This is a genomic window from Bacteroides ovatus (assembly GCF_001314995.1).
Classification (GTDB): Bacteria; Bacteroidota; Bacteroidia; order Bacteroidales; family Bacteroidaceae; genus Bacteroides; species Bacteroides ovatus.
This window is the reverse complement of sequence record NZ_CP012938.1, coordinates 3,688,423-3,701,545: the sequence shown is the minus strand read 5'-3', so window position 1 is coordinate 3,701,545 and position 13,123 is coordinate 3,688,423. Positions and strand designations below refer to the sequence as shown.

Genomic DNA, 13,123 nt, shown 5'->3' with positions numbered 1-13,123 from the left:
GAAACGTATATGAAAAATTATATTCAAAAATATATTTGTAAAAGTGTAGCTTTATTTGTAGGCACTTCATTAATGTTGACCGGATGTTCAGAAAGTTTTTTGGATCCGGATCCTCAAACAATGTTTGAACCGGAAACTGTATTTTCTACGGAAAATGGTATAAAATCTGTATTGGCTATTTGTGACCGTCAGCTTAAACGTAATTATGTGAGTGAAGATTCCAGAGAGATGATAGCACTGCCCACAGAATATACTTTTTCAGATTTGATGGTACCGTCTGCGACTGATAAAAGCGGGTTGTTGGATAATGTTGACAATCTGTTGAGGCCGAACAGCGACCAAACTAACGAAAAAAATCTAGGACGCACAAACAGTATATACTTCTTCTGGAGACAAAATTTTGAAGGTGTTAGAAATGCTAATACAATACTTTCGTTTATTGGTAATGTACCAATGGACGAAACATTGAAAAACGAATACATTGGCCGTGCCTATTTCCATCGGGCTTATCGCTATTATTCATTAGTTTTTCAATTTGGACATGTACCTTTGTTGACAAAACTTCCGGAAGTTCCTAAGCAGAACTATCGATCTACTCACCGTGACGCTATTCTGAAAAAAATGGTAGCAGATATGGAATTTGCTGTACAATGGGTTCCTGAACAGAAAGATATGGATTATGTTGGTATGGTAAATAAAGGCGCTTGCCGTATGTTGCTTTCTAAACTCTATATGTCTATTGGCGAATTCGGGAAGGCAAAGGAACAGTTGGATATCTTAATTGATAAATCAGGCTATTCTTTGATGAAAGAATCTTTCGGAACCTTTTTTGAAGGCGGCGAATCTGTATCATGGCCCATTACCCGCAATGTTATCTGGGATTTACATCGTCCGGAGAACAAGTTGATTGCTGCCAACAAAGAAGTGATTATGGGTATGCCTAACCGGGGAGCAGCTAAAGAATCATTCATCCCGATGTTGACTATGCGTATTATGTATCCTTTCTTCTTTGATAATAGAATCAAAATGCCTGATGGAAAGCAAGCTCTATTCAACTATACTCGTAAAGATGGTAAATATCGTAAAGAATATGATTATATGCGTGGACTGGGACGTGGTATATCTACATTCCGTACTACCACTTTCTATCAAGACGATTTGTGGGCTGTTAATGATAAAATGGATCAAACCGATTTGCGGCATAGTGCAGAGACGGGAAACTGGATGCACATGGAGAAACTGAAATGTAATAATCCGGATTCTGAATTTTTTGGGCAAAATATTAAGCTTTACGCAGAAGATGATTATTACAATGAGAAAAATGAACTTGTTACCCGTAAGGGAGATTTGATGTGTTCTGACACTATTCGTCGTTGGTATGACGTCCCTCATTACATTTTCTGCCTGAATGATGTCATCAATCAAGCTAAGGAAACCAATAATGGTCTGGAAGGAGCTACGGATGGCAGTATTGCTGATTGGTATTTGTATCGTTTGGCGGAAGCCTACCTGCTGCGTGCAGAAGTAAAATTCTATATCAATCCGGATGATCCAACAATCAAGGATGATATAAACATCATCAGAGAACGTGCTCATTGTACTGAATTTTATGTAGGTAAGGTTACTATCGGTGATATCATGGATGAACGTGCGCGTGAACTTTTCTTTGAAGAATGGCGTAATGTAGAGTTAACCCGTGTGTCACTCTGTTTGGCTATCAGCGGCAGAGCGGACGAGTTCGGGAATACATATAAAGTGGAAACATTCGATAAGCAATCTGGCACCGATTCTGAAGGTGGTAGCTATTGGTATCAACGTTGCATAAAGAAAGGTATGTACAACAAAGGCGTTACTATTAACGTAAATGCTACTAAAACAGATATCAATTATATCATGGGTAAACATAACATTTATTGGCCTATTCCTGAAAAAGCAATCGTTTCTAACGGAAAGGCTCCTTTGTATCAGAACTACGGTTATGATGGTTATGATCCGAATGTGCAGATATGGGAAACTTGGGAAGAGGCTGTGGCTGATGAAGACAGATTCTGATAGATGAGGAAAGCTTTCAATAATAGATAATAAATTAGCCACCGTAACTTCGAATCTCGAGTTGCGGTGGTTGTTTTTTGAACATATTCTGCTATTTATAGGTCGGTTTCTTTTATTCGTTTTATTGCTTTTTGCCTTACTTTGCGTTATCAATAGTCAATCTAATGTATATATGAAAAATAAAATTTTATTGCTGGGCTTATTTTGTTGTAGCCTGATTTCGGCAAAAGCACAAGTTTTACTCGACAAAGGAACCGGAAAGAATAGTTTTCCTATTGTTTCTTCATCAACGAATGCAGTTATCTGTTTTGATGGAAAAGATGCAACTGTAGTACGTAAAAGCGCTTCTCTTTTTGTGGATGATGTTCGTCGTGTGACGGGACAAGAGTTGAGAATAGATGAAAGCAAGCCCGGGAAAGTATCTGCGCGGTATGCGATTATTGCCGGTACTATAGGAAAAAGCGAGTGGATTGACGCTTTGGTATCGAGACACAAAATAGATACAGCTGCCATTGCCGGAAGTTGGGAGCGTTATATGATAGAAGTGGTCAATAATCCTATTCCGGGCATAAAGAAAGCAATTGTCGTAGCTGGAAGTGACAGGCGTGGTACTGCTTACGGACTTCTTTCCATATCAAAAGCAATAGGAGTATCTCCTTGGTACTGGTGGGCGGATGCTCCAATCAAACAGCAAAAACAAGTTAGTGTAAAAGTTGATAAGTTCATTTCTAAAACACCGTCTGTCAAGTTCAGAGGGATATTTATCAATGATGAGGACTGGGGACTCTATCGTTGGTCAAAACGCAATTTTGAAAAAGAACGTGGAAACTTCGGACCGAGAACGTATGCAAAGGTGTGTGAACTGCTGTTGCGTCTTCAGGCTAATTATCTTTGTCCGGCTATGCATGACGCATCCATGGCATTCCACCGTATTCCTGAAAATCGCCTGGTAGCGGATAGCTTTGCTATTGTCATGGGATCCTCTCATTGTGAACCGTTATTGTTTAACACGGCAAGTGAGTGGAAGCGTGATAAAATGGGTGAATGGGACTATATCAATAATAAGGATGGAGTCAACAAAGTGTTGAAATCACGTGTAGATGAATGTGCTCCGTTTGAAAATGTATATACTTTGGCTTTGCGTGGATTGCACGACCGGGCAATGAATGCAAGCAATAATATGAATGATAGAAAGGAAATGCTTCAGGAAGCTTTGATGGCACAAAGGCAAATGCTGGTAGATGCCATCGGTAAGCGTGCGGAAGACATTCCTCAAGCCTTTACTCCTTATAAGGAAGTGCTGGATGTATACGATCAGGGATTGGAACTTCCGGATGATGTGACTATTATCTGGCCGGATGATAATTATGGATATATGAAACGTTTGAGCAGTCCGAAAGAACAGAAACGTTCCGGACGTTCGGGAGTATATTATCATTCTTCTTATCTGGGTAAACCTCACGATCATCTTTGGATGAACACAACTTCACCCACATTAATGTATGAAGAACTCCGTAAAGCTTATGACATGACAGCTGATCGTATCTGGCTGCTCAATGCCGGAGACATCAAATCATGTGAATTTGCTGTTGATTATTTCCTGACGATGGCTTTCGATATTGATTCATTCAGTTTTGAAAGAGCGGCAAACTATCGTACCGAATGGTTGTGTGGCATGTTGGGAGATGACTATCGGGTTGAATATCAGGATGTGATAAATTCTTTCTATAAATTGGCCTTTGCGCGTAAGCCGGAGTTTATGGGATGGGGTTATCAGTGGGCTACCGACAAACACGGAAGAGAACGGAATACAGATACTGATTTTTCGCTTGCCAATTATCGTGAAGTGGATACTCGTTTGGCTGAATATCAACGGATAGGGAATATGGTAGAGAAAATCCTGAAAGCTTTGCCAGAAGATAAGAAAGCATGCTATTATCAATCATTATACTATCCGGTGAAAGGATGTGAACTATTGAACCGTATGATTCTCAACGGACAGAGAAACCGTTGGTACTCTATTCAACAGAGGGCAACTACCGCAGAACTGGAAAAAATGACTAAGGCTTGTTATGATAGTCTGGAAGTAATAACAAAAGGATATAACTCATTACTTGGAGGTAAATGGGATCATGTAATGACCATGAAACAGGGATTTGCCGCAGCCTACTTTGAACTCCCGGCTCTGCGGAAGGTAAATCTGGCATCTGCAGCCTCTTTGGGCATATTGGCCGAAGGAGAGGATATTTTGAAAGGGCAGAAGAGTTTCCATTCCCTGCCATGTTTCAACACATACTTCCGCCAATCCTATTACGTAGACGTTTTCAATAAAGGAGCGACTCCTCTGAAATGGAAAGCATCGGTTTCAGATAACTGGATTCTGTTAAGTCAGAAAGCCGGAGAAACTACCACGGAAAATCGTATAGAAGTCTCAATCGACTGGGCTAAGGTCCCGACTGGTGAGAAAGTATTCGGAACGTTGGAAATCGCATCTGATCGTGGCGAGAAGGAGAATGTTTATATTTCAGTCTTCAACCCTTCTTCTCCTTCATTAGCCGAAATGGACACTTTATTTGTAGAGCACAATGGATATGTTTCTATTGACGCTGCCGGTTTTCACCGGAAGGTAGAGAACAAAGCTATTCAAATGAGAACGATTCCTAACTTGGGAATAGAAAATACAGCTATTCAACTAGGTGACCCGACAGCCGCCCCGCAGCGGACAGCAGGTCGCAGTACCCCTCGCCTGGAATATGATTTCTATACATTCGAACAAGGTTCGGTTGATGTCTACACATACGTATTGCCTACATTTACATTAAGTAAGGACCGTGGGTATGCCGGACATGAAGCAACGAATGTGGAAACGAAATATGGAGTATGTATTGACGAAGGTCCTGTGATGAATCCTTCTACTTCTTCTTTTGAGTATGCACAAATCTGGTACGAAAGTGTGTTGAAGAACTGTAGAATCAACAAAACCACTTTGCATATCGACAAACCGGGTAAACACACAGTGAAAATTATATGTGGCGATGCCGGAACTGTATTGCAAAAGATTGTCTTGGATTTCGGAGGAATGAAGCGCTCATATTTAGGTCCGCAACCGACGAGACAGGGAAAATAGCAAGTTGAATAAAATATACTAGAGCTATGAAAAACACTTTTTTTATGTTATTTTTCTCCATAGCTATCTCATTTATAGCGTGCGGGGGCAGTGGTGAAAATGATGAGAATTTACTAGCTGGTAACGGGAATACGGAGAAACCAAAGGAGGACGAATCCCAGGAGCCTGTGGTTTGTAGCATCACACCTATTGGGGAATTGAATCAGGGGACACCTATTATAAATTCCCACGCAGATGTTACGAAACGCTCTTCATTGATGATGAACTATCGGATGCTTGTGACTATGGAATCTTCGTATCCTCGCTATCCTCGTATAAAAAAGATGAAGAATGGTGACTATATTTTGTTCTATCACAATGGTAGTGCTAATAATAATATTGGTCGGCGTTGTGTTTATGCGCTTAGTAAGGATCTGAAAACTTGGAGCAATAAAGGAGAAATATTTAACAGTTATGACATTATCGATAGCAAAGGCAATAAGAATATACATTGCTATGCTAATTGCGATGGGCTGGTGCTCTCTAATGGAGATATATTGGCAGTTGCATCTTGCAGAGCTAATTCCGGTTATCGGGATTTGCCGGAAGATGCAGGAATTGAATTAAAGCGCAGTACGGATAATGGTGTTACTTGGAGTGAACCTATCAAGATCTATCAGGGAGTTAATTGGGAACCTTTCTTGTTGGAGTTGCCTACAGGTGAATTACACTGTTACTTTACAGATAGCAGTCGTACTGGCTTGGAAGGACATGGCACAGATACAGGTACGGCAATGGTTGTTTCTACTGATGGAGGAAAGACATGGAAACCGGACTTTAGTTCTTCTCCTTATTATGTATTGCGAATGAGGTGGGAGAAAAACGGAATTGTCGGCTATAATCATCAGATGCCTTCTGTTGTGAGACTCAATGATAATAAGGGATTAGCTGCTGCTGTGGAAACCAATAATTCAGGATATCATATTTCGCTTTGTTATTCAGATAAAGACAAATGGGAATATTTGGCTGCCGACCAGGAAGGACCTGTCGATAGTAATAATTGTGTTTTCTCCGGTATGGGACCATATTTGGGACAGCTCCCTTCGGGAGAAACCGTCCTTTCGTATGAATCGTCAAGTAAATATACTCTTAAAATAGGAGATGCTACTGCTCGTAATTTCGGTAGCGCTTATCAACCTTTTTCTGGTGGTTATTGGGGATCATTTTGTATTATTGATTCACATACTTTGGTTGGAACTAATATTAAAGCGAAAGAAGGACCGGTTCAGATGGCACAGTTTGTACTTAATCATCGTATTGATGCCGTGAAAAGAAAGGTAACAATAGATGGTAACAATAAAGAGTGGGCAAATACAGATCATGCACTCTTTGTGGGCAGTAAGTCACAAGCACAAGGAACGTTACGTTGTTCGTATGATGATGATAATATTTATTTCCTGTTAGAAGTACTTGATCGAAACTTGTTAGCCTCTGATTACGCTTCCTTATACGTATCTCCTGTGAGTAATAATAAGCTGTCAAAAGGGGCTTGCTGCATACAAGTAACAATGAATGGACTGAAGAATTGTGAAATATATGATGCATCATGGAAAGAAGCTCAATTAGATGCCCAGGTCAAAACTTATGTTTGCAATGAAACAAATGAGAGGCTTATAGATGATTATGGATATATTGCTGAAATTGCTATTCCACGTTCAAAATTGACTATCACTTCCGGGCAAGTACTTGTCAATTTTTCTATTACAAAGCGAAATTCTTTAGATGCCATTTGTGATGTTGCATCTACAAGTACGGCACGTTGGATACCGGTGACTGGGTTATGATTCGGAGAATTTAATATTGAATAATTAATTATATAGAACACTACGATTATGAAAAGGAATTATTTGATTTATGCCTTATTGATGACTGTTTTTTTGAGCTCAAATGTGATTTCTGCTCAAAATTATTTTGGAGATTTTCCTGTGAAGGCAGATCCAAAGACGGTTGGAAATAAATTGAGCAGACGTTTAATGGAAACTAAACATCAACTGTATTTTGATAGAGGAATACATTATGCAGAGGTGTGTACATGGTATGGAGCTCTTCGTTTTGCAGAATTGACAAATAATAAAGAATTGATAAAGCTGTTAAGAAACCGTTTCGAATTATTGTTTCATCTGGAAAAAGAACTTCTACCTCCACCGATTCACGTAGACCAAAATATGTTTGGTTGCTTACCTCTAAGATTTTATAATATAACGAAAGATAAGCGTTATTTAGATCTGGGACTGCCCTATGCTGACACTCAATGGGAGCTTCCTGCCAATGCGAATGAAGAGGAGCGTAAATGGGATAAAAAGGGATATTCTTGGCAAACTCGTCTTTGGATTGATGATATGTATATGATTACTATTGTGCAATCTGAGGCTTATAAAGCTACTGGTGATCCTAAGTACATAAATAGGGCTGCCAAAGAAATGGTTCTGTATTTGGACGAATTGCAACATCCCAACGGTCTTTTCTATCATGCACCGGATGTGCCTTATTATTGGGGACGTGGTGACGGTTGGATGGCTGTCGGTATGACGGAGTTGCTTTATAACTTACCGGAAAAGGATCCTAATCGTGCACGTATTATGAAAGGTTACTTGTTGATGATGGATAACTTGAAAAAATATGTGAACAAGGACGGTCTTTGGAATCAGCTGATTACCGAACCGGACTTTTGGACAGAGACATCTGGTTCGGCAATGTTTGCTTATGCCATGATTGTGGGGGTCAATAACGGCTGGTTGAATAAAGAGGAATATGCTCCAGTGGCACGCCGTGCATGGCTTGGCTTATGTAATTATATTAATGACAAGAATGATCTTACTGAGGTTTGTGTTGGAACCGGAAAGAAAAACAGTAAACAATATTATATGGATCGTCCCCGCATCGCCGGTGATTATCATGGACAGGCACCGATAATATGGTGTGCTTATGCATTATTGAATAAATAAAACAATAAAAGATCGGATACAGATCTAGGAGTTTTTTTATTCATAGTGTATTGTTGCTTTTAACATAACATATATTTATTTTTGAAGGGTCTGAAATTATAATACTTGAATATGAAAAGAGAATTTTGTATTTTTATTGTACTTTTTTTAGTGTTTCATATACATGCTCAATTAGTATACCACGATGCTTCGAATTTTCCACTATTAGGAAGGGCGACAGAGAGTGCTGGGGCACGATATGAAAGGTTCCCGGATTCATTAAAGAATATTTCTCGTGCTCCATTATGGAATTTGAGCCGTAATTCTGCAGGAATGGCAATACGTTTCCGTAGTAATTCCACTACGATAGCAGCTAAATGGGTGGCTCTTTTTAATACCCACATGAATCATATGACTGATACTGGTGCAAAAGGTTTAGATCTTTACTGTCTTCAGAAGAATGGTGACTGGCGTTTTGTCAATAGTGCCCGTCCGAAAGGAAAAACAAATCAGGTCACCATTATAAAAAATATGCATCCTGAAGAAAGAGAATACATGCTTTATTTGCCATTGTATGATGGTCTTATTTCTTTGTCTATCGGAGTTGATTCTTTGGCTACTATTAGTCAGCCGTTAGTGGAGTATCCAATTCGTAAGAATCCTGTTGTTTTTTATGGAACCAGTATTCTTCAAGGAGGTTGTGCTTCACGTCCGGGGATGGCACATACCAATATCATATCAAGAAGATTAAACCGTGAATGTATCAATTTAGGATTCAGTGGAAATGCATTTCTAGATTTGGAAGTAGCTAAAGTAATAGCTGAAGTAGAAGCTAGTGTTTTCGTTTTGGACTTTGTGCCTAATGCTTCTGTTGCAAAGATGAAAGAACGGATGGAAACATTCTATCGTATCATTCGTGGTAAACATCCGGATACACCAATTATTTTTATAGAGGATCCTATTTTTCCTCATACATTTTATGATGAAAGAGTTGCTAAAGAAGTGCGACGAAAGAATGATACGTTGAAAGAGATATTCAATCATTTAAAGAAAAGAAATGAGAAAAATATCATTCTTATTTCATCAAAGAATATGCTGGGAGAGGATGGAGAGGCTACTGTAGATGGTATTCATTTTACAGACTTAGGTATGATGAGATATGCTGATTTAGTTTGTCCGGTTATAAAGAAGGCAATTAGATAAAAATGGCTTGCTGTTAGCTTAGGATATAGTTATTATCTTAGAATAGTGGATTGTTGAAGAAGAAATTATCCAATAAAAGAAAGATATTGTTCAGATAAGTACTAATAAATGCTCTTCTGTGTTATCTTTGAATACTTTAGATTAGTTTGGGACTAATTTTTCATTTATTGACCTATATTTAATATCTTAAATACTCCTGATTCTCTACTTTTGTATCACACAATAGGGGCACTAGTACCTTTTATAAAGATAATGATCATTATTATATAATACGAAATTTAGTTTTTAGATACAGTTAAAAAGATAGTTCAAAGGATAACGTTTTTATAGTATAAAACACAGGGTATTACTTAAATCTATATGTAATGAATTACAATTCAATTAAAAAAAATATTCGAGAAATTGGGCTAATGTTTCTTAGTGCAGGGCTTTTGCTTTTTTTATCATGTGGCTCTGATGATACTAAGGATGTTTCTAGTGAAGATGGGGATGTCAATTCGAACCAGTATTTACAAGTACAGCCTAATGGACTAAATGTAATTAAAGTTTCCAGTAGTGATGTGGCACAAGTTGTGTACCCTTTCTCTGTAGAATTGAAGGGGGGCAGTGCGAGTGTCGCTCTTACTGCACAGTTAGAAGCGTGGAATGAGAAAGATCTGGAGGCATATAATAAAGAGGAAGAAACAGCTTATAAATTGTTGCCCTCTTCATTATATTCGATAAGTACGCCACAGATTACTCTCGAACAGGGCATTGCTTCAAAAAAAGTAGAGGTGAAATTTGCTCCAGATAAAGTGTTCACTGAATTCAAAAAAAATGGAACAGAATATGTTATTGCATTGAGACTTACTTCATCTGTTGCCAAGGTCCGTAAAAGTCAAAGTGATTTTCTTTTGCATATATCGTTTGATTATCCAACGGTTAGTTTGGTTATGCCATCACAGGAAATTAGTGTTAGTAAAATGTCAATGCCGGTTTCGGTGGATGCTACTTTTAATTGTAGGGCAGACGGAGAAATAAAGACTAATCCTTGGAACTTTACATGTACATTAGCAGTGCCTTCTAATGCGGAGGAACTGGTTGCTAAGTATAATGAGGATTATAAGACTTCTTATCGTCTTCTTCCTTCGGCTAACTATGATTTAGGAGAAGGGATATCTTTTAAAGCTGGAGAGAATGAAGCTACTGGAGGAATTACAGTGAAGCGTGAAGGAATGGAAGCTGTAAAATATTTGTTGCCTGTACAGTTAAGGGAGGCTTCTCATGAAAGCGTTGCTCTTCATAATGAAATTTGTTATTTCAAAATAGGTATGACTTATACAAATCCGGTAATAACTTTTTCTAGTGTAGCCGATCCTACGGTTATTCGTACTGATGAAGGCTTTTATTTGTATGCTACTCAAACTAATTCCTATTGGATTCCTATTTATTTTTCTAAAGACTTGGTTAATTGGGAATTTAAAAGAAGTGCTTTCAGAAAAGCAACTAGACCTACTGAAGATGTACTTCCTGGTGGAGGTGCATTTTGGGCACCGGAAATTCGCTACATCAATGGAAAATATGTGCTTTATTTCTCATGGGCAAAATGGGGGGATGGAAGCATCAGTTATACGGCGGTTGCTACCTCAGATAGTCCGGTTGGTGATTTCTTAAATGCTAAACCGTTGCTGATAACAGATGATTTCGGTTCTAATTGTATCGACCAGTTCTATTATGAAGAAGATGGTAAAAAATATATGTTTGTCGGGAGTTTCAACGGTATTTATGTGACGGAACTTACGGATGATGGTCTTTCTGTGAAACGGGGAGCAGATGGTAAGCCTGTGCTGAAGAAACAGGTCTGCGGCAGGGCATTTGAAGGCACCAATATTTATAAGAAGGGTAAGTACTACTATTTGTTTGCATCTATAAATAATTGCTGTCCGAATAATGGAATGGATAGTAAGTATAAAGTCGTGGTAGGCCGTTCGGAAAATCTCCTTGGTCCGTATGTCGATAGAAAAGGAAAAGATATGCTGGACAACTCTTGGGAGTTAGTGTTGGAAGGTGACGGTGAAACATTCTTTGGTCCTGGTCATAACTCCATAATAATTCCAGATGATGCAGGTACAGATTGGATGATATATCATAGTTATGTAAAAGAGAATGGTACGGTTGGAGGACGTTTAGGTATGCTCGACCGCATTGTGTGGTCGGCAGACGGCTGGCCGACCATTAAAAAATGTGTGCCTTCAAAGGGAGATTTACTGCCAGTATTTAATAACTGATATGTTGAAAATATTGTAAATATATAGACTTCTAAGTAAAACTAAAATTTGATGTATGAAAAAGAAAAGTGATTGGAGAACTCGGTTTATCCGATTATGTGCAGTGGTATTGCCATTGGTCGTACTTTGCTTTACTGCTTGTAAGGATGAAGACAAGGAAGAAAACCTTCCTTTCGATCCTACTAAGCCTGTGGTAATTACAGATTTTTCCCCAAAATCGGGTGGCATTGGTAACAATATTATATTATATGGAGAAAACTTTGGGAACGACCCCAAAAAATTGAAAGTGATAGTTGGTGGTAAAGAAGCTAATATCATTTCAGTTAAGAACAATATATTGTATTGTGTAGTACCACGTATGGCTACTGAAGGTGATGTGGAAATTAGTGTGTATGATGACAATGGCGAAGAAGTGGCTTTTGCTGAAGCAGAAGAGAAGTTTACTTATGTAAAGCAATGGTTAGTTTCTACATTAGCTGGTCAACGTTTTGAGAACGAGAAAGATGCTTTTCAGGGCGAAGGGGCATTCGATGCATGTGGATGTATAAAAGGAGCTACATGGTTTTCGTTTGATCCGAAATCAAATTTTGACCATTTGTATTTAACTTGTTATAATATAAGTTCTATTCGTCTGATTGATTTGGAAGAAAAAACGGTGACTATGCAGGCTTCCTTAGCTGCTATTGGCGATAAACCTTCTATCATTAATTGGACGGCAGATGAGAATCAAGATATGATTATTTCTCGTGATTTGGCTAAAGATGGAAATGTAAACGTATTGAAGAAACGTGTTTCAGACTTTAAAACGGAAGTAAAATTAGGCGAATCAAAGCAAAGGCAGGCGGTTGGTGCCTTTGTTCATCCTAAGACGGGAAGGATTTATTATGCTCTTTATCCTGATCAAGTGGTTTATGAATATGATTTTGAGAACAAGACAACAACGAAAATAGCTACGCATCCGCGTGTAAAAGAAACATTGCGCATGGTAGTTCATCCTACAGGAAAATATGCCTATTTGCTTCGTCAATACAATGAAAGAGGAAATGGATATATCTCCCGTATGGACTATAATTCTACTACAGATCAGTTCTCAACCCCTTATATCGTGGCGGGAAGTGCGAGTGGAAGCGGTTATCGTGACGGAGTAGGTAGCAGGGCGCAATTGAATGGTCCGACACAGGGAGTGTTTGTAAAGAATCCGGAATATGCAGGTGAAGAAGATGAATATGATTTTTATTTTTGTGATGAACGCAATCATTGCATTCGTATTCTGACACCTACAGGAAGAGTAGTAACATTTGCAGGACGTGGAAATGACTCAAGTGATCCTGGTTTTGCAAATGGTGCATTACGTTCAGAAGCTCGTTTTGCTTATCCGTGGGCGATTGCATACGATGAAAAAAGAAAATGCTTCTATGTAGGCGAGAGGGGTATGAGTCGCGACGGGAAAGAGCAAGCGGTGATACGTAAAATTGCTATGGAAGAATAATAAATGATAAACACATATATTT

General features: G+C 38.7%; 7 protein-coding genes. All 7 read left to right on the top strand.

The window, feature by feature from the left end:
* The first annotated feature begins 9 nt into the window (after nt 1–9).
* The 7 genes from Bovatus_RS14590 (at nt 10) to Bovatus_RS14560 (ending at nt 13,101) form a co-directional block, all read left to right on the top strand.
* Nucleotides 10–2,052, top strand: a complete 2,043-nt coding sequence (locus Bovatus_RS14590; RefSeq protein ID WP_004296578.1) for a RagB/SusD family nutrient uptake outer membrane protein — start codon at nt 10–12, stop codon at nt 2,050–2,052.
* 172 nt (nt 2,053–2,224) lie between these two features.
* Nucleotides 2,225–5,179, top strand: a complete 2,955-nt coding sequence (locus tag Bovatus_RS14585) for a glycosyl hydrolase 115 family protein (RefSeq protein WP_004296577.1) — start codon at nt 2,225–2,227, stop codon at nt 5,177–5,179.
* Nucleotides 5,180–5,205: 26 nt separating this feature from the next.
* Entirely contained in the window at nt 5,206–7,002 is a 1,797-nt protein-coding gene (locus Bovatus_RS14580; protein ID WP_004296576.1) for an exo-alpha-sialidase, read from the top strand.
* 48 nt (nt 7,003–7,050) lie between these two features.
* Nucleotides 7,051–8,163: a glycoside hydrolase family 88/105 protein gene (locus Bovatus_RS14575; protein ID WP_004296575.1), complete on the top strand. Its 1,113-nt coding sequence runs from the start codon at nt 7,051–7,053 to the stop codon at nt 8,161–8,163.
* 111 nt (nt 8,164–8,274) lie between these two features.
* Nucleotides 8,275–9,345 carry an SGNH/GDSL hydrolase family protein gene (locus Bovatus_RS14570; RefSeq protein WP_004296574.1) on the top strand — a complete coding sequence of 357 codons (1,071 nt, stop codon included), beginning with the start codon at nt 8,275–8,277 and terminating at the stop codon, nt 9,343–9,345.
* 365 nt (nt 9,346–9,710) lie between these two features.
* Nucleotides 9,711–11,612, top strand: a complete 1,902-nt coding sequence (locus Bovatus_RS14565) for a family 43 glycosylhydrolase (protein WP_004296573.1) — start codon at nt 9,711–9,713, stop codon at nt 11,610–11,612.
* Between the two features lie 55 nt (nt 11,613–11,667).
* On the top strand, nt 11,668–13,101 hold the full coding sequence (locus Bovatus_RS14560) for an IPT/TIG domain-containing protein (protein WP_004296572.1): 1,434 nt from the start codon (nt 11,668–11,670) through the stop codon (nt 13,099–13,101).
* The last annotated feature ends 22 nt before the right edge of the window (nt 13,102–13,123 follow it).